Here is a 17840-nt window from a genome sequence, read left to right as displayed (position 1 = left end):
AGTGGCTCAGATCGCCTTCATCACCAGCGACGCATTGGTGCCGCCGAAGCCGAACGAATTGTTCAGCACGGCCTTCACCTCCCGCTTCTTCGCCGTCAGCGGCACAAGGTCGACGCCTTCGGTCCCCTCGTCGGGATTATGCAGGTTCAGCGTCGGCGGCACGATCTGGTCGCGCAGCGCCAGGATGCAGAAGATGCTCTCCACCGCACCGGCCCCGCCGAGCAGATGCCCGATCGCCGACTTGGTGCTCGACATCGACGCGCCCGACAGATCGTCGCCGAACACGCGCTTCGCCGCGGCCAGCTCGATCGTGTCGGCCATGGTCGAGGTGCCATGCGCGTTGATGTAATCGATGTCCGACGGCTCCATGCCCGCCTTGCGCAGCGCCATGCGCATCGCATTCTCCGCGCCCTTGCCTTCCGGGTGCGGCGCGGTGACGTGATAGGCGTCACCCGACAGGCCATAGCCGACGACTTCGGCATAGATTTTCGCGCCGCGTGCCTTGGCGTGCTCATATTCCTCGAGCACCACCACGCCCGCGCCCTCGCCCATCACGAAGCCGTCGCGGTCCTTGTCATAGGGGCGGCTCGCTTCGGTCGGACGGTCGTTCATGCTCATGTTGAGCGCGCGCGCCTGGGCGAAGCCCGCGACGCCCAGCGGGTTGATCGTGCTTTCCGCACCGCCCGCCAGCATGATGTCGGCATCGTCGTCGCGGATCATCCGCGCGGCGTCGCCAATCGAATGCGCGCCAGTCGAGCAGGCGGTGACGACCGCGTGGTTCGGACCCATCAGGCCGTATTTGATGCTGACCTGACCCGAGATCAGGTTGATCAGGCGACCGTGAACGAAATGCGGGCTGACCCGGCTGGGGCCGCGCTCGTGCAGGTTGATTGATTCGATCTCGATACCCGGCAGGCCGCCGATGCCGGATCCGATCGACACGCCCGCGCGCAGCTTGGTCGCCTCGTCCATCTCGGTGAGGCCTGCGTCTTCCAGCGCCTGGCCCGCGGCGTCGATGCCATAGATGATGAACGGATCGACCTGACGCTGGACCTTGTGGTCGACGCGCTTGTCGGGGTCGAAACCATATTCGTGATCCTTGGGCTTCACCTCGCACGCGATCGTGCATTTCTGGCCCGTGGTATCGAAGCGGGTGATCGTCCCCGCGCCGGACTTGCCGGCGATCAGATTGGCCCAGGCCGTCTCGACGTCCGCGCCGAGCGGCGTCACGAGGCCCAATCCGGTTACGACAACGCGCCGCATACCCTTACTCCATCCAGTCCATGTACGTCCCCGGCCGCGAATTCCGCGCCCGGCTGTTACGAAAAACGGCCCCCCGCCCTCTCACAACGGGGACGGGGAGCCGCTTCAATCAGGCCCTTGCGGGCGCGAGGCGAGGCGAAAGGCCCGGCCTCAGGCGATTACGCCTTATGCTCGTCGATGTAGGTGATCGCGTCCTTGACGGTCGTGATCTTCTCGGCGGCATCGTCGGGGATCTCGACCCCGAACTCTTCCTCGAACGCCATGACGAGCTCGACGATGTCGAGGCTGTCGGCACCCAGGTCGTCGATGAAGCTCGCGTCCTCGGTCACCTTGTCGGCTTCGACGCCGAGATGCTCGACGACGATCTTCTTCACGCGGTCGGCGGTCTCGCTCATGTGTATTCCCTCTTCACGTTGGGGGGTTTTCAGTAATTCCCGACAGCCCGTAGAACGGGGCCGTCCGGCTGGCAAGCGTCTGTTAAGGGTTGGCGTCGGCCAACCGCCTTAACAAGGGGTTAGATCATCGCCATGCCACCGTTGACGTGCAACGTCTGGCCGGTGACGTACCCCGCCTCCTTCGACGCAAGATAGACGACCGCCGCGGCGATATCCTCGCCGGTGCCCAGGTCGCCCGCCGGGATGCGGCCGAGCAGCGCACTCTTCTGCGCATCCGGCAGCACGTCGGTCATCGCCGATCGGATGAAGCCGGGCGCGACGCAATTGACCGTGATGTTGCGGCTGGCCAGCTCCTGCGCCAGCGCCTTCGACATGCCGACGAGGCCTGCCTTCGACGCGGCGTAATTCGCCTGTCCCGGATTGCCGGTTTGCCCGACAACCGAGGTGATCGACACGACACGGCCGAAGCGCTGCTTCATCATCGGCTTGGCGGCGGCGCGGATCAGCCGGAACGCGGCCTCCAGATTGACGCGGATCACCTGATCCCATTCGTCGTCCTTCATCCGCATCGCCAGGTTGTCGCGCGTGACGCCGGCATTATTGACCAGGATATCGATCCGCCCGCCCAGCGCCTCGACCGTCTGCGGCACCAGCGCGTCGACCGCCGCGGCATCCGACAGGTTGCACGGCACCGCGACGTGATCCCCGCCAAGGCCCGCACGAAACGCCTCCAGCTTGTCGGCATTCGAACCCGACACCGCCAACCGCGCCCCCTGCGCCGCCAACCCCTTGGCAATAGCGGACCCGATACCCCCCGAAGCCCCCGTAACGAGCGCAGTCATGCCGCTAAGATCGAACATTCTTCGCAATCCTTATTGATTCACGCGAAGACGCGAAGACGCGAAGGTGTCGTGGCCGTTGACGATACGTCGCAGCCCCTCCTTGAGCGTCGCGCCTCCGAAATTGATAAGCAGCCCAAGCGGCTGATCGGTTAGTCGAAGGTAGGTCAGCAATTGTTTGGAATGAGCGGCGTTGAGCCGCTCGACCGACTTGATCTCGACGAGCAAACGTCCGGCGACGAAAAGGTCGATCCGGAAGGCCGCATCGAAGGACAGGCCTTCGAACGTGAACGAGACCGGCATCTGCCGCCGGACCTCATAGCCCAGCTGGGTCAGCTTAGCAGCCAGTACCGTCTCATAGACGCTTTCCAGCAAGCCCGGGCCCAGGTCGCGATGGAGCCGAAAGGCAACGTCAATGGTGGCCGAGGCGATTGCCTCGAGATCCACCATCTTCGCGTCTTCGCGGCTTCGCGTGCCCATCACACCTTCTTAAGCAAATCCTCGATGTCGTCCATCGTCACCACGCTGATCGCATCCGCGTCGGGGGCGATGCGCTTGACCATGGGGGTGAGCACCTTGCCGCCGAATTCGACGAACTGGGTGACGCCCGCCTCGACCATCGCCAGCACCGATTCGCGCCAGCGGACCATGCCCGTCACCTGCGCGACGAGCGAGGCGCGGATCGCGCCCGGATCGGCGATCGCCGCGGCATCGACGTTGGCGAACACCGGCACCAGCGGCGCCCCGATGCGCGCGTCGGCCAGCGCGGCGTCCATCGCGTCCGCGGCGGGCTGCATCAGCGGGGAGTGGAACGGCGCCGACACCGGCAGCAGCACTGCGCGCTTCGCACCCAGATCCTTGGCGAGTGCGACCGCGCGCTCGATCGCGGCACGGTGGCCGGAAATCACGACCTGCGAGGGGTCGTTGTCGTTCGCGACGGTGCAGACGAGCTGCTCGCCGCCCTCCGCCAGAATCGCATCGACCGCCGCGCCGGCGATCACCTGCGCCTTGTCGCGATCGGCACCGAGTAGCGCCGCCATCGCGCCCTCGCCCACCGGCACCGCCGCCTGCATCGCCTGCCCGCGCAGCTTCAGCAGGCGCGCGGTGGTGGACAGGTCGAACGCCTGCGCCGCACACAAAGCGCTATATTCGCCAAGGCTGTGGCCCGCGACATAGTCCGCCTTGTCGGCGAGCGACACGCCGCCTTCCCGCTCCAGCACGCGCAGCGTCGCAATCGCGTTGGCCATGATCGCGGGCTGGGCATTTTCGGTCAGGGTCAGATCGTCCGCGGGTCCTTCGACCATCAGGCGGAACAGATGCTGGCCCAGCGCCTCGTCGACTTCGCCGAACACCTCGCGCGCCACGGGGCTCGCGTCGGCCAGCGCCTTGCCCATGCCGACCGCCTGGCTGCCCTGGCCGGGGAAGATGAATGCCCGCATCTGGACTCTCCTTAATTCGCAGGAGGGCGCCACTAGGGCCGCGGCGGGCCTCACGCAACCTGAACGAAGATCGCGGAGTTGCGACACCTTGCGACCGTTTTGACGGATCGGTGGGAGAGGCGTGCGACAGGTGGCGCCCATATCTCCTTCCGACGCCACGAAAAACGGCGCCAGTATCCAATGCATGTTCAACGGGAGTATGAACGATGAAGAAGCTGATCCTGAGCGCGATCGCCGCCACGCTGGTCGCCAGCCCGATGGTTGCCAGCGTCGCCGAAGCCGCGCCGCAGCAGCGCACGGTCACTACCGTCAAGGAACGCGCCAACGGCCGCACCGTGGTGACGACGCGGACCACCGAAACCCGCGGCTGGCGCGCCGGTCAGCGCTTCGATCGCCGTCGCGCGGCCAACTATCGCATCGTGCGCGACTATCGCACCTATCGCCTCGCCCCGCCGCCGCGTGGTGCCTATTGGGCACGCTCGGGCCGCGATGCGGTGCTGGTCCGCAACAACGGCACGGTCATCCGCGTGATCCAGCGCTCGTTCCGCTGAGCCTGGCCGTTCATGAGGCGGGCCGTTAAGCCTTGCCTTTTGGCGCGAACCCGTTAGGGGACGCCACATCCGGGGTGGAGAGCCAGTCTCTCCGCCCCGGTTCGTATTGCGATTTGAGTGAGAGCGATACGGGGACGACAGCCGGAGGGGCGCCGCATGGGGCGGCGTCAGCGATCGGCCAACGAAGGACAAGGCATGGCTCTGTACGAGCACACGTTCCTTGCGCGCCAGGATCTGGCACAGGCGCAGGTGGACGCGCTGGCGGAAACCGCCACGAAGATCATCGAAGACAATGGCGGCAAGGTCGTCAAGACCGAGACCTGGGGCCTGCGCAGCCTCGCCTATCGCATCGCGAAGAACCGCAAGGCGCATTACGTGATGCTCGAGATCGACGCCCCCGGCAACGTGGTGGCCGAGCTGGAGCGCCAGACCCAGATCAACGAGGACGTGATCCGCTATATGACCGTCAAGGTCGACGAGCTGGAGCAGGGTCCGACCGTCATGATGCGCAAGCAGGAGCGCGACCGTGAGCGTCGCAGCGACCGTGAAGGCGGCCGTGACGGCGCCCCCCGTGGCGACCGCGGCCCGCGTCGTGACCGTGAAGAGGAGGCCGCATAATGGCTCGCCCGTTTTTCCGCCGCCGCAAGTCGTGCCCGTTCAGCGCCAAGGATGCGCCCCGGATCGACTATAAGGACGTCCGCCTGCTCCAGGGCTTCGTGTCCGAGCGTGGCAAGATCGTTCCGTCGCGCATCACCTCGGTGAGCGCCAAGAAGCAGCGCGAACTCGCCCAGGCGATCAAGCGCGCCCGTCATCTGGGCCTGCTGCCCTACGTCGTTAAGTAAGGAGTCCGATCCATGGACGTCATTCTGCTTGAGCGCGTCGAGAAGCTCGGCGCCATCGGCGACGTAGTGAAGGTGAAGGACGGTTTCGCCCGTAACTTCCTGCTGCCGAACAAGAAGGCGCTGCGCGCCAACGAAGCCAACCGCAAGGTGTTCGAGGCGAACCGCGCCCGCATCGAGTCGGAAAACGCGAACCGTCGCGGCGAAGCCGAGAAGGAAGCGGTCAACTTCAAGGACGTGTCGGTCACGCTGATCCGTCAGGCGTCGAACACCGGCCAGCTGTACGGCTCGGTCGCGGTGCGCGACCTGGTCGAGGCACTGGTCGCCGACGGCCACAAGGTGACCAAGAGCCAGATCGTGCTCGACAAGCCGATCAAGTCGATCGGCCTGTACGACGTGCGCGTTGCGCTGCACCCGGAAGTCGCCGTGACCGTCAAGGTTAACGTCGCCCGCTCGCCTGAAGAGGCCGAGATGCAGGCGTCGGGCGTCGATGTCATGGCATCGATGTTCGAGCGTGACGAAGCCGGCTTCACCGAGGATTACGATCCCAACGCCGAGCCGGGCGCCACTGCCGAAGTGCAGAGCGACGATCGCGCCGAAACGGAGCAGGCGCAGGGCTAACCCCTCGCGTCGGCGATGGCCGATCCAAGAAAAAGGGCCGTCCGGTGCGTACCGGGCGGCCCTTTTTCGTGCGTCCGACGTACCGTCGGCAAGTCTGACGACCGACGCCTCAGGGGCAGGTCACGCAGGCGCTCACCACCGCCGCCAGCGGGATCAGGGCCAGAACGACGGGAAAAATCTGCTTCATCATCAGGTCCTTGCGATTCCCAGTGCCCAATGCGCACCCGATGCAAAGGTTGCGTGGTCGTGAACGGCCGCCGCCTCTGGTGTCTCGCGCGAGTCATGCTCCTTTAACCCGCGCCATTAACCTCCATGAAAGTCCGCACCGATATGGACACATTCATGGGTCTGCATTCTCCTGCTCGATTTCGCGTGGAACCGGATACCGCCCGGGGTGTCACCTACATCACTTTGTCGGGATTCTTCCTGTTACCCGACGTCGCCGCCTTCGACCGCGAATGGGCGCAGGCGCATGCCCTTCTGCGCTGCGCGCCCAATGCGCATCTGACGCTCTGCGATATTTCGGACATGAGCATCCAGTCGCAGGATGTCGTCAACGCCTTCACCACCATCGTGCGCGATCCGGTGCGGCAGGGCCGGCGGCTCGCGATGGTCGTCGGCATGTCGCTGTCCCGCCATCAGGCCAAACGCCTCAATCCGCCCGATCGCGAGGGCGTCGCCCATTTCTTCAGCCGTGCGGAAGCGGAAGCCTGGCTGTTCAGCGACGACCGAACAGACGCTCAATATCGCCATGCGCCAGCTTCACCCATGTCGGCCGACCATGGTTACATTGGCCCGAGTGCGGCGTAGCCTCCATCCCGCGCAGCAGCGCATTCATCTCGGCGACGCCCAGCACCCTGCCCGCCCGCACCGACCCATGGCAGGCCATCGTGCCGGCCACCGCATCCAGCCGCTCGCGTAGCGACAGCGCCTGGTCGAACGCGGCGAGTTCGTCCGCCAGATCGGCGATGAGTCCCGAGGGATCGGCCTGACCCAGCAGGGCCGGCGTCGCCCGCACCAGCATCGCCGTCGGCCCGAACCGCTCCAGCTCCAGCCCCAGTTCGGCGAGTTCGCCGATCCGCGATTCGAGGCGATCGCAGGCGGGTTCGTCCAGCTCGACCACTTCGGGGATCAGCAGCGCCTGCGCCGCCACCCGCCCGCCGGCCAGCCCCGCACGCATGCGTTCGAGCACCAGCCGCTCATGCGCGGCATGCTGGTCGACCAGCACCAGCCCATCCTCCGCTTCCGCGACGATATAGGTCCGCGCCACCTGACCGCGCGCAACGCCCAGCGGGTGGGCGACGGTCGACGGCGGCAGCGCATAGGCCGGCTCGGCGCGCGCGGCGGGGGGCGGCGGGGCGAACGTCGGGCGGGCATCGTTGACGTAGCGATGTGCGAACAGCCCCGCGCCATCCGCCGCTCCAGACGCAACGCCCCCCATCGCCGGCGCGGCCCACGCCTCCGCCCCCACCGCGCCCGCGGGAGGGGGCGCTACCGGCTCCGGCCGCCACATCGCCAGCGCATCCTCCGCCGGCCGCTGCACGCTGCGGTGCCCGGCCGCATCCAGCGCGCGCCGCAGCCCCGACACGATCATGCCGCGCACCATTGCGGGATCGCGAAAGCGCACCTCGGTCTTCGCGGGATGGACGTTCACGTCCACCTCCGCCGGCGGCACGTCGAGGAATAGCGCCACCACGGCATGCCGATCGCGCGGCAGCATCTCGGCATAGGCGCCGCGGATCGCGCCCATCAGCAGGCGATCGCGCACGGGGCGACCGTTGACGAACAGATATTGGTGGTCGGCGACACCGCGATTGTAGGTCGGGATGCTTGCCACCCCGCCCAGCACGATCGGCCCCGAATCGGTCGGCCGCTCCAGATCGATCGTCACCGCATTGTCGGCGAGCGCCCGGTCGGTCAGCCCGGCGACGCGCGCCGGCCGGTCCTCGGCCAGCATCGCGGCGAGCGCGCGGCGGCCGTCATGCTCCAGCGTGAAGGCGATATCGGGCCGCGCCATCGCCAGCCGGCGTACCGTATCGAGACAAGCGGCATATTCGGCGCGCGGCGAGCGCAGGAACTTGCGCCGCGCCGGTACGCGCCCGAACAGATCCTCGACGATCACGCGCGTCCCCGGCGGCAAGGCGGCGGGGCCTTCGCGCGCGACGATGCCGTTGTCGACCGTCCGCGCCCAGCCCTCCGCGCCGCGGACGCGGCTTTCGATCGTCAGCCGTGCGACACTGGCGATCGAGGGCAAGGCCTCGCCGCGAAAGCCCATGGTCGTCACATTTTCAATGGCTTCGTCGGGCAGCTTGGACGTCGCATGCCGTTCCAGCGCCAGCGCCATGTCGGCCGGTGCCATGCCACAGCCGTCATCGACAACCTCGATCCGCGCGAGCCCGCCGTTCGCCAGCACCACCGCAATGCGATTCGCACCGGCGTCGATGGCGTTTTCGACCAGCTCCTTCAACGCGCTGGCGGGCCTTTCCACCACTTCACCGGCGGCGATGCGGTTGACGAGATGTTCGGGCAGACGGCGTATTGACACTGCGCAAGCTCTATACCAAGCGGACGCATCCCGCGAGCCCTACGCAAGACGTGACGAACCTCCTGGCCGACACGGCCTGCGACGGATGAAGCGGTACTTTTTGTGCGTCCCGAACACGGAACCCTGCGCTCCATGGCTCTCCCCCGCTTCTTCAAATTCATGTCCCACGACATGGCGATCGATCTCGGCACCGCGAATACGCTGGTGTACGTCCGCGGGCGCGGCATCGTGCTCAACGAGCCGTCGGTCGTCGCGGTCGAGACGATCAACGGCGTCAAGCGGGTGAAGGCGGTCGGTGACGACGCCAAGCTGATGATGGGCAAGACCCCGGGGTCGATCGAGGCGATCCGCCCGTTGCGCGATGGCGTCATCGCCGACATCGACGTCGCCGAAGAGATGATCAAGCACTTCATCCGCAAGGTCCACGGCCCCCGCAAGTTCGCGCGCTGGCCGGAAATCGTGATCTGCGTGCCGTCGGGCTCGACCAAGGTCGAACGCCGCGCGATCCGCGACGCCGCGTCGAACGCCGGCGCCAGCCAGGTCTATCTGATCGAAGAGCCGATGGCGGCCGCGATCGGCGCCGACATGCCCGTCACCGAACCGATCGGCAGCATGGTCGTCGACATCGGCGGCGGCACCACCGAAGTCGCGGTGCTCAGCTTGCGCGGTCTTGCCTACACCACCTCGGTGCGCGTCGGCGGCGACAAGATGGACGAGGCGATCGTCAGTTACGTCCGCCGCAACCACAACCTGCTGATCGGCGAAGCCACCGCCGAGCGCATCAAGCAGGAAGTCGGCATCGCCCGCCCGCCGGTCGACGGCATCGGCAAGATCATCCACATCAAGGGCCGCGACCTCGTCAACGGCGTGCCCAAGGAGATCCAGATCAACCAGGGCCAGATCGCCGAAGCCTTGAGCGAGCCGGTCGCGACGATCGTCGAGGGCGTGCGCGTCGCGCTTGAAAACACCGCGCCGGAACTGGCGGCGGACATCGTCGACCAGGGCATCGTGCTGACCGGCGGCGGCGCACTGCTCGAAGGGTTGGACGAGGTGCTGCGCGACGAAACCGGCCTGCCGGTGACCGTCGCCGAGGACCCGCTGACCTGCGTCGCGCTCGGCACCGGCCGCGCGCTGGAGGATCCGATGTTCCGCGGCGTGCTGCAAACCGGCTGAGCGCCCGCAACGACCTAACGGCTGACCCACACTTACAGGACGGGGGACCCGGCGCATGGCGCCTGCCCGCGACCGTCGCACCGGCTTTTCGCGGCGACGGCAATATTCGACGTTCATCGGCTACGTGCTCGCGGTGGCGGGCGCGGTGGTGGGGGCCGTGTTGCTCGTCGTGTCCACGGTCCACCCGCCGGCATTCGGCACGGCGCGCATGGCCGTGGCGAGCGTCACCGCGCCGATCGCCGGCGTGCTCGATGCGGGGGTGGATGCCGTCGCCTCCGTTCCGCGCGCGATCGGCACGTGGATCGGCGTGCATGGCGAGAATGCGCAGCTTCGCGCCGAAGTCGCGCGCAGCCGCGCACTGCTAACCCGCGCGCGGATCATCGCCTATGACAACCGCCGCCTGCGCGCGCTGCTGCGCGTCCGCGACCGTACGCCCGAAGTCGTCATCGCGGCGCGCCTCGTCGGATCGACTGCCAGCAGCGGGCGACGCTTTGCGCTGCTCAACGCCGGGCGCTTGCAGGGCGTGCAGCCCGGCATGCCGGTGCGCGGGCCAGATGGCCTCGTCGGCCGCGTCCTCGAATCCGGGCCGATCGCCGCGCGCGTGCTATTGATCACCGATCCCGAAAGCCTCGTGCCCGTTCGCCGGACCCGCGACGGCGTCGCCGCGATCGCGGCGGGCCGCGGCGACGGGCGCGTCGATATCCGCTCGGTCGACGCGACCAACGTGCGTTTCAATCGCGGCGACATGTTCGTGACCTCGGGCACGGGCGGCCTGTACGCGCCCGGCGTTCCGGTGGCGCAGGTCGATCGCAACGGCATGGACAGCGTCGCCGCGACGCCGTTCATGGCCCCCGATGCGCTGGATTTCGCGGTGGTCGAGCGTCCCTACGTCCCGATGCCGCCGCCCCCGCCGGCCCGCCCGGCGGTGCCCTGATCCGGTGACGACACGCAATTCGATCGACTATCGGCCCTTCCAGGCGCCGTTGCCCCCCGGGCGGGCCCGCGCGCTCCCCTGGGTTAGCGTGTTGGCGGCATCGACGCTGACCGCCATCGTGCCGGTAGTCGCCAGCCTGCCGCTGATGCCACCGCTGGGGCTGATCCTGCTGCTCAGCTGGCGCCTGCTCGCGCGCTTCGCACTGCGCCCCTGGGCCGCGGCGCCGCTCGGCCTGTTCGACGATCTGGTGAGCGGTCAGCCACTGGGGTCGGCGATGCTGCTGTGGTCGCTCTGCTTTATCGCGATCGAATTGATCGAGCAGCGCCTCGTCACCCGCGATTTCTGGCAGGACTGGCTGATCGCCAGCGGTGCGATCGTTTTTTGCACCGCAATCGGCCGCTGGATCGCGGTTCCCATCGGCGCGCACGTCGATACTGTGCTATTGGCACAGACCATGATCTCCGTGATGCTGTTCCCCCTGTCGGCCCGTCTGGTCGCCTGGATCGATCGCAAGCGAGGGCCGACCGCGTGAAGCGTTCCTCCCGGATCGTCACCGAAGCGATGCAGGCATACAGCTTCTCGCGCCGGGCGTGGCTGCTCGGCACCGCGCAGGGCGCCGTCGGCGTCATGCTCGCCGGCCGCATGGGCTATCTCGCGATCGCCCAGAACGAAAAGTACAATCTTCTGGCCGAAAGCAACCGCGTCAACCTGACGATGATCCCGCCGCGGCGCGGCTGGATCGTCGATCGTCATGGCGCCGCCATCGCCGACAATCGCACCGATTTCCGGGTCGATATCATCCCCGATCGGCTGGAGGGCGGCGATGCGGGTCGCGACCGCGTGCTCGCGCGGCTCGCCACGCTGCTCGACCTGCCGCCCGATGAGGTCGAGCGGATCCGCATCGACCTGAAGGGGGCGGCGGGCTTCCAGCCGGTGCAGGTAGCGGAAAATATCAGCTGGGATCGCTTCGCCGCGATCAGCCTGCGCCAGCCCGAACTGCCCGGCGTCGCGCCGACGCGCGGCTTCGCGCGCAACTATCCGGCGGGCGCCGCGGTCGCGCACCTGACCGGCTATGTCGGCGCGGCCAACGCCGAACAATATAAGAAGACGCACGACCCCCTGCTCGTCACACCGGGTTTCAAGCTCGGCAAGGATGGCCTTGAAAAGCAGCTGGAAAGTGAACTCCGCGGCACGCCCGGCGCCAAGCGCGTCGAAGTCACCGCACGCGGCAAGGTCGTCGCCGAACTGCCCACCCGTGCCGACGTCCCCGGCAAGACGCAGAAGCTGACGATCGATGCCGGGCTGCAGGAATATGCCGCGCGCCGGCTCGGCACCAATTCGGGCTCGGCGGTCGTGATCGACTGTCGCACGGGTGAGATGCTCGCGATGGTGTCGATGCCCGCCTACGATCCCAACAGCTTCTCGGACGGCATCAGCCATCTCGAATGGAAGATGCTGTCGGACAACGATCACGTCCCCTTGATGAACAAGGTGACGCAGGGGCTGTACCCGCCGGGATCGACGGTGAAGCCGATGAACGGTCTCGCGTTGCTCGCCGCGGGCGTCGGCGCGCATGACCGCGTCGTCTGCTCGGGCGCGATGCGCGTCGGCACCGGCGTCTTCCACTGCCACAAGCGCGGCGGCCACGGCCCGCTCGACCTGAAGGGCGCGATCGAGCAGAGCTGCGACATCTATTTCTATGAAATGATCCGCCGTGTCGGCTACGACAAGATCGCCCCGATCGCCCGGATGATGGGGCTCGGCCAGAAGTTCGATCTGCCACTGGCGACGCAGCGTTACGGCACGGTGCCAGATTCCGAATGGAAGCTGCGGAAATATAAGGCGAAATGGACCGTCGCTGACGGCCTGAACGCGTCGATCGGCCAGGGTTATGTACTCGCCAACCCGTTGCAGCTTGCCGTCATGGCGGCGCGGCTCGCGTCGGGTCGCGCGTTGCAGCCGAGCCTCCTCTCGCATCACGTCCACCTCGACGCACCGGCGTTGCCGCTCGCTTCGGAGCATCTCGCGATCGTTAGGGACGCGATGTACGGCGTGGTGAACCAGGGCGGCACCGGCGGTGCGGCGCGGCTGCTGATCCCGGGCGTCGCCATCGCGGCAAAGACGGGCACCGCCCAGGTCCGCCGCATCACCATGGCAGAACGGCGCGCGGGCGTGCTCAAGAACGGGCAATTGCCCTTCAAGCTGCGCGACCACGCTTTGTTCGTCTGCTTCGCCCCTGCCGACAATCCCCGCTATGCCGCTGCGGTGGTGCTCGAACACAATGGCCACACCGTCCGCAATCTCGACACGCCGATGATCGGCCGCGACATCATGACGTGGCTGTTCGATCGCGACCGCGCGATGAAGAGCCTGGCCGACGTCGAACCCACCTGGGGCGGCGACATCAAGACGCGCATGGCCGCCGAAGCCGCCGCCTATCGCGCCGCCCAAGCACCACAGCCCGCCGCCAACGCCACCAAGACCGATTCCACCGTCCCCAGCGATTCGGACGCGGTAGAGGCGGCGACCGATCTCGCCAATGCGACGCAGGCGGCGATGGGCCCCGCCGTCGCCAACGGCGACGTGCCGAGCGACACCGATTCTCCCGACGACGCTGCGGGCAATACGCAGTGAGCCGTGGCCATCTGATCCCCGATCCGATCGCGCGCCTGCCCTGGCGCGTCATTTTGCTGATTATTGCGATCGGCACCTTCGGCCAAATCGTACTCTATTCCGCCGCCGGCGGCTCCCTACAACCCTGGGCACTGTCGCAGGGCGTCCGCTTCTTCATCCTGCTCGGCATGGCGCTGGCGGTCTCCTACGTGCCCGAACGCGTCTGGCGATCGGCGGCGTTGCCGGCCTATGTCGTCATCGTCATTGCGCTGGTGCTGGTCGAACTGGTCGGCGCCGTGCGCGGCGGCAGCCAACGCTGGCTCGACGTCGGCATCAAGCTGCAACCGTCCGAATTCATGAAGCCTGCTATCGTGCTGGCCTGCGCGCGCTTCTACGACATGCTGCCGCCGGGCGAGACGCGACGCTTTGGGGCGATCTGGCCTGCCTGTCTGCTGATCGGCATTCCTGCCGCGCTGATCGCCAAGCAACCCGATCTCGGCACCGCGCTGATGGTCACCGGCGGCGGCATCGCGGTGATGTTCCTGGCGGGTGTTCCGATGCGCCTGTTCGTCGGTGGCGCGCTCGGAATCGCAGTCGCAGGGCCCCTCGCCTTCCAATATGCGCTGCACGACTATCAGCGAAATCGCATCCTCATCTTCCTCGACCCCGAAAGCGACCCGCTCGGCACCGGCTATCACATCAGCCAGTCCAAGATCGCGATCGGTTCGGGGGGGCTGTGGGGCAAGGGCTTCCTCAACGGCACGCAGAGCCACCTCGACTATCTGCCCGAAGGCCATACCGACTTCGTCTTCGCGACAATGGCCGAGGAATGGGGCCTCGTCGGGGGCTGCCTGCTGATCCTCGCCTTCCTGCTTGTGATCCGCTGGGGCGTGAACGTCGGCCAGCAGGCGAACACGCGCTTCGCCCGCCTCACCGCCGCGGGCCTCGCCACGACGATCTTCTTCTACGTCGCGATCAACCTCTCGATGGTGATGGGCCTGGCACCGGTCGTCGGCATTCCGTTGCCCCTGGTCAGTTTCGGCAGTTCCGCCCAACTTACCGTGCTGTTTTGCCTCGGTATTTTGATGTCCATCGACCGCGAAAATCGCCGCCGCGTTCGCTGGTAGGCGAAAAAATTCACCGCAACGCAAAAAAGGGTTTGCACGATCCGAAACGCCTGCTAATTGGCCGCCTCCCGACGGGGCCGGCGCCTCTCCAAAGCGCCACCAAACAGGCCAGGTCATGGACGCATAGCTCAGTTGGTAGAGCAGCTGACTCTTAATCAGCGGGTCCTTGGTTCGAGCCCAAGTGCGTCCACCACCCTCCACCGCAGAAAACAGCCGTTTTCCACAGCGCCGGAGCCATGTCTAATCGACATGTTCCGATCGGTCTTCCGACAAATCCTCTCCCAATTTGATGACGTGCGCGCGCCGCGCGGCAGCGATTTCGCGCGCCTTGTCAGCTGTCGCCTTGTTGTAAATCCGGGTGACGTCGAGCGTCGCATGGCCTGAGATCGGCCGCACGTCGGCACTGACCGAGCCGACCTCAGTGATGCCGCCATGGCGGAAGCCGGTGAACGTCATATCCTTCGGCAGCCCGGCCTTGTCGCAGATCGCGCGGTGAACAGACGACATGCGCCTCTCCTTGTATTTCTTACCGCTGCGCTCCTCGACGACGATGGTGTCGCCGACGATCGGTGTGCGCCCCAGCTCCGCCTCGAGGTCGGGGTATAGATGGACGCCCTCGCCCGCGACATCGATCATGAGCGGCAGCACCACGGCATTGCCGGTCTTCGACTGCACGAGCGAAATCTGATCGCCAGGCGCATAGCCAGACCACGCTATGCCGCGATGCTCCACGCCCTCGGAATCCTCGAATCCGAACACGTCCCAGACGCGCTGGCAGCATTCGAACGCGAGCGCGGCGGCGGTCGCCATCGACTGATAGCCCATCTCGCGCGCGGTGGCCCGGTAGAGGTCGTATTCCGGCCGGGTGGTGGCGCGGTTGCCCTTGGCGGCGGTGCTCTTCAATCCCATGCCCGCGAACGGGTTCTCTTTCACGCCGGTGACGCGGTGATGCCGCGTCGCCCAGGTCCACACCAACCGGCAGACCTGCATGGCGTAGGTCGCCTGCCGCTCGCCGCGCTCGCGCAGCTTCTTGTAAAGCTTGTCGGCAACGCCGGCGTCGACACGGTTCGCCATGCGCTGCCCCAGCGGCGCCGAACCGGCTTTCGGTTCGAACGCTGCCAGCATGTCCATCAGCTTCCGATAATCGGCGCGCGTCTTCGCTGCGTTCTTCTTGAAACGATCCTGCTCGCGATACCACGCGAACAGCCAGCCGACGGTGCCCTTCGCCAGGGTCGCCCCACCCTCGCCCGTGCGCCAGGTCGCGAGCACTTGATTCAGCGCCTCGCCCTTGGTGATCGCCGCGGCGAGATCGGAGCCCAGCGGCTGGCTGGTGATCGACAGGCGGCGACCATCGCGAATCGCGGGGGTCGTGGTGCCGTCGGCGTTGCGCGTCGGGCGAGCCCATGGCGGCAGTTCGAAATAATACGCCTTCGCGCCACCGGCGGCCTTCACCGGTCGGACGTATGCCGGCAGCCGGACCCAGCCGGGCGGCCGTTTGGTGACTGGCCCCCGTGCCATCAGTCGTCGAACTCGATCGGGTCGCTGACGCCGCTTGCGCCAAACAAGAGCTCTATCGCGGCATCGAGGTCAGCACGCGGGGCGATCAACGCGCCCCGCGGCCCCCGAGCGGCGAACCGCACCAGTCCACGGCTCTCCCACTCACGCATCTGAGCATCAGCGACGCCAGTATAGGCCAGCGCCAGCTCGCGGCTCATTGCCGCAGGCCAATGCGGCAGCTTCTCGGGCGCCAGGCGTCGTGTCGAACCCCTCGGCGGCGCGACATGCGCAGCGACCGCGGCCATCAGCGGCACTCCCCCATCCCATATTGGCGCCAGTACCGATCCCAGCGAACGGCGGCGCCGGCGGCGATCGCCGCGCAGCTGAGCGATCGGCCATCGGGCATCGTGCAGCGCGCGACGATCCGGCTGTAGCTGCGGCCGGTCGGCTGGCAGATCAGGCGGCGTCCGAGCGTCAGGCGCGAGACGATCAGCCGCGCGCGCTCCGCGGCGACGTCATCGCAGGTATAGGCAGCTCGGCGCGCAGCCGGGCGGCGGCACGGGGCGGCATCTTCGAAGTCCGGCGCCTGGATGCCAGCGACGCGGACCTTCTGGCCCGATCGGCACCATAGCGGCCCGTCCCCGTCATGCACGCGCACGACCTCACACACGAACGGCGGAAGCTGCGGCATCATGGCTGCTGCTCCTTCAGGAGGTGGGCGGTCGATCTCAGCGTAATCCAGGCGGCGATACCTGTTGGTGTGAGACCGTGGCCGTCACCGTTTTCATCTGCATAGACGAGGCCCCGGTTAAGCAACGCGCGGATCGTCTGAAACGACGTGTTTCGGCGCTGGCCGCAAAGATCGGGCCACTGGCGAGGCCATGTGCGGCCCGTGCCATCCCACCTTTCGACCTCCGAGCAGCGCAGCAGCACATGCTTCATCGTCGGCGACAAGCGCGCGCAGATCCCGGGCACGTCGGTGGTGATACCCTTCTCATTGTCCATTGGGCGTGTCCCGGATGGAGGGGTCATGCGGGCGCACTCCACGCAAGGATTGGCTCGGCATAGGCGAGCATAAGGGGATGGCGCGGGTGTCCGCACTTCGCCGGTGCGCCGATCGTCATAGGCCGCAGGTGCCCAAATATGTCGGATACCCTCTCCCATCGCCGACGCAGCGCGCGGGGCTGCTTCATCACAGGCCCCCACGCGAAGACGGCCCGGTCGACCTCTGCGGCTATGCGCAACAGGTGCTCGTCATTGTCCGGCCCGACCGGATCAACAGCGCGACTAAGCTCACGGACGTCTGTCGCCCGATAGGCAAACAGATTGCCGACGATGATCCGCCCCCAGCCATGGCGCTCACCGAAGCCGCGCAGCTTACGGATAGTGGCATCGTCCTGCGTCGCATCCGCCGTTGACGGATTGACCATGATGACGGCAGTTGCACCCATGCCGGCGCAGTCGCGCGTCAGACGGTAACGATACTGGCCGCAGTCGCTGATGATCGCGCCCATCACTTCCCCCCGTCCTGCTGGCCGATGGTGGCAGGCTTGCGGATGAAGACGCGGCGTGTCTCGATGGCGGTACCACTCTCTTTGAACGCCCCGGCCGGGATGATGTCGACAGCCGCATCAACGGTGCCGAGCCAGTCTCGGAATTCTTCCGCCTCGCGCTCCCGCGCCGTGAATCCATGCCCGCTCATGATCGCTACCATGCGTCCGCCCGGTGCGAGGCAATCATAGGCATGACGGACGTGGCGAACGTCTTGGTTGCGGGTGAACGGCGGGTTCATCGCAATCACATCAGCCCGTAGGACGCCGGTCCGCTGGGTCAGGAAGTCGACCACTAGCACGTCGTGCGCGATCCCCTGCTCAGTGAGCGCATCGCCTGTCAATCGGCGTCCAAAAAGGACCCCCTATCGGCGTGCAAAAGGGACCCCCTTCGTCGAGCAGCGTAACGGGTATGACGGGCGCACTGTTCGTGCTGGTTGCGGCGTAGGGCGGG

Annotated in this window: 22 protein-coding genes and 1 tRNA gene; 11 read left to right on the top strand and 12 right to left on the bottom strand. The window is 66.9% G+C overall.

Annotated features, from left to right (window positions below):
• Nucleotides 1–6: 6 nt before the first annotated feature.
• The 5 genes from fabF to fabD all read right to left on the bottom strand — a co-directional run bounded on the left by fabF (nt 7) and on the right by fabD (nt 3936).
• The gene (gene fabF, locus ACP690_RS14495; protein ID WP_020486511.1) at nt 7–1263 is read right to left on the bottom strand and encodes a beta-ketoacyl-ACP synthase II; all 1257 of its coding nucleotides are present in this window, start codon (nt 1261–1263) and stop codon (nt 7–9) included.
• Between the two features lie 158 nt (nt 1264–1421).
• Entirely contained in the window at nt 1422–1658 is a 237-nt protein-coding gene (locus ACP690_RS14490; protein WP_017979028.1) for an acyl carrier protein, read from the bottom strand.
• Between the two features lie 119 nt (nt 1659–1777).
• Complete coding sequence (fabG, locus tag ACP690_RS14485; protein WP_426261436.1) at nt 1778–2518, bottom strand: 3-oxoacyl-[acyl-carrier-protein] reductase; 741 nt, start codon at nt 2516–2518, stop codon at nt 1778–1780.
• Between the two features lie 12 nt (nt 2519–2530).
• Complete coding sequence (locus tag ACP690_RS14480) at nt 2531–2947, bottom strand: GxxExxY protein (protein ID WP_426261447.1); 417 nt, start codon at nt 2945–2947, stop codon at nt 2531–2533.
• A 29-nt stretch (nt 2948–2976) separates the two neighbouring features.
• Nucleotides 2977–3936 (bottom strand): ACP S-malonyltransferase, encoded by a 960-nt coding sequence (fabD, locus tag ACP690_RS14475; protein WP_426261437.1) that lies wholly within the window; start codon nt 3934–3936, stop codon nt 2977–2979.
• Nucleotides 3937–4142: 206 nt separating this feature from the next.
• Here fabD and ACP690_RS14470 point away from each other — a divergent pair, with 206 nt between their 5' ends.
• The 5 genes from ACP690_RS14470 (at nt 4143) to ACP690_RS14450 (ending at nt 6757) form a co-directional block, all read left to right on the top strand.
• Complete coding sequence (locus tag ACP690_RS14470; RefSeq protein ID WP_017979032.1) at nt 4143–4487, top strand: RcnB family protein; 345 nt, start codon at nt 4143–4145, stop codon at nt 4485–4487.
• A 195-nt stretch (nt 4488–4682) separates the two neighbouring features.
• Nucleotides 4683–5105, top strand: a complete 423-nt coding sequence (gene rpsF / locus ACP690_RS14465; protein WP_017979033.1) for a 30S ribosomal protein S6 — start codon at nt 4683–4685, stop codon at nt 5103–5105.
• The gene (gene rpsR, locus ACP690_RS14460) at nt 5105–5329 is read left to right on the top strand and encodes a 30S ribosomal protein S18 (RefSeq protein WP_007403456.1); all 225 of its coding nucleotides are present in this window, start codon (nt 5105–5107) and stop codon (nt 5327–5329) included. The genes rpsF and rpsR overlap by 1 nt, the downstream gene beginning before the upstream one ends.
• Before the next feature lie 12 nt (nt 5330–5341).
• Nucleotides 5342–5947: a 50S ribosomal protein L9 gene (rplI, locus tag ACP690_RS14455; RefSeq protein ID WP_017979034.1), complete on the top strand. Its 606-nt coding sequence runs from the start codon at nt 5342–5344 to the stop codon at nt 5945–5947.
• Between the two features lie 312 nt (nt 5948–6259).
• Complete coding sequence (locus ACP690_RS14450) at nt 6260–6757, top strand: hypothetical protein (RefSeq protein ID WP_145957875.1); 498 nt, start codon at nt 6260–6262, stop codon at nt 6755–6757.
• Here ACP690_RS14450 and mutL read toward each other — a convergent pair.
• Nucleotides 6666–8492, bottom strand: coding sequence for a DNA mismatch repair endonuclease MutL (mutL, locus tag ACP690_RS14445; protein ID WP_426261438.1), 1827 nt, complete (start codon nt 8490–8492; stop codon nt 6666–6668). The two genes, ACP690_RS14450 and mutL, sit on opposite strands and share 92 nt — an antisense overlap.
• A gap of 132 nt (nt 8493–8624) precedes the next feature.
• Here mutL and ACP690_RS14440 point away from each other — a divergent pair, with 132 nt between their 5' ends.
• The 6 genes from ACP690_RS14440 to ACP690_RS14415 all read left to right on the top strand — a co-directional run bounded on the left by ACP690_RS14440 (nt 8625) and on the right by ACP690_RS14415 (nt 14532).
• A complete protein-coding gene (locus ACP690_RS14440) occupies nt 8625–9665 on the top strand; it encodes a rod shape-determining protein (protein ID WP_018250722.1) in 1041 nt (346 codons plus the stop codon).
• Nucleotides 9666–9720: 55 nt separating this feature from the next.
• A complete protein-coding gene (gene mreC / locus ACP690_RS14435; protein ID WP_294286364.1) occupies nt 9721–10599 on the top strand; it encodes a rod shape-determining protein MreC in 879 nt (292 codons plus the stop codon).
• Nucleotides 10600–10603: 4 nt separating this feature from the next.
• A complete protein-coding gene (gene mreD, locus ACP690_RS14430; protein WP_017979040.1) occupies nt 10604–11131 on the top strand; it encodes a rod shape-determining protein MreD in 528 nt (175 codons plus the stop codon).
• Nucleotides 11128–13233, top strand: a complete 2106-nt coding sequence (mrdA, locus tag ACP690_RS14425; RefSeq protein WP_426261439.1) for a penicillin-binding protein 2 — start codon at nt 11128–11130, stop codon at nt 13231–13233. Before mreD ends, mrdA begins: the two co-directional genes overlap by 4 nt.
• Nucleotides 13230–14339: a rod shape-determining protein RodA gene (rodA, locus tag ACP690_RS14420; RefSeq protein WP_147034642.1), complete on the top strand. Its 1110-nt coding sequence runs from the start codon at nt 13230–13232 to the stop codon at nt 14337–14339. Before mrdA ends, rodA begins: the two co-directional genes overlap by 4 nt.
• Nucleotides 14340–14456: 117 nt before the next feature.
• Nucleotides 14457–14532: transfer RNA gene (locus ACP690_RS14415), tRNA-Lys, on the top strand.
• A gap of 47 nt (nt 14533–14579) precedes the next feature.
• Here ACP690_RS14415 and ACP690_RS14410 read toward each other — a convergent pair.
• Genes ACP690_RS14410 through ACP690_RS14385 form a run of 6 tightly spaced genes read right to left on the bottom strand, consistent with a single transcriptional unit; the run spans nt 14580 to nt 17730 of the window.
• Nucleotides 14580–15857 (bottom strand): hypothetical protein, encoded by a 1278-nt coding sequence (locus ACP690_RS14410; protein ID WP_426261440.1) that lies wholly within the window; start codon nt 15855–15857, stop codon nt 14580–14582.
• Entirely contained in the window at nt 15857–16141 is a 285-nt protein-coding gene (locus ACP690_RS14405; RefSeq protein WP_426261441.1) for a hypothetical protein, read from the bottom strand. The genes ACP690_RS14410 and ACP690_RS14405 overlap by 1 nt, the downstream gene beginning before the upstream one ends.
• On the bottom strand, nt 16141–16530 hold the full coding sequence (locus tag ACP690_RS14400; RefSeq protein WP_426261442.1) for a hypothetical protein: 390 nt from the start codon (nt 16528–16530) through the stop codon (nt 16141–16143). The genes ACP690_RS14405 and ACP690_RS14400 overlap by 1 nt, the downstream gene beginning before the upstream one ends.
• The gene (locus ACP690_RS14395) at nt 16527–16841 is read right to left on the bottom strand and encodes a hypothetical protein (RefSeq protein ID WP_426261443.1); all 315 of its coding nucleotides are present in this window, start codon (nt 16839–16841) and stop codon (nt 16527–16529) included. The genes ACP690_RS14400 and ACP690_RS14395 overlap by 4 nt, the downstream gene beginning before the upstream one ends.
• Before the next feature lie 23 nt (nt 16842–16864).
• Nucleotides 16865–17350: a DUF1643 domain-containing protein gene (locus ACP690_RS14390; RefSeq protein ID WP_426261444.1), complete on the bottom strand. Its 486-nt coding sequence runs from the start codon at nt 17348–17350 to the stop codon at nt 16865–16867.
• On the bottom strand, nt 17350–17730 hold the full coding sequence (locus tag ACP690_RS14385) for a hypothetical protein (protein ID WP_426261445.1): 381 nt from the start codon (nt 17728–17730) through the stop codon (nt 17350–17352). Before ACP690_RS14385 ends, ACP690_RS14390 begins: the two co-directional genes overlap by 1 nt.
• Nucleotides 17731–17840: the final 110 nt, after the last annotated feature.

The sequence above is a fragment of the Sphingomonas sp. DC4900 genome (assembly GCF_049896485.1).
GTDB classification, from domain to species: Bacteria; Pseudomonadota; Alphaproteobacteria; order Sphingomonadales; family Sphingomonadaceae; genus Sphingomonas; species Sphingomonas aquatilis.
The sequence above is the reverse complement of the archived record's forward strand: the minus strand, read 5'-3'. Positions and strand labels throughout refer to the sequence as shown.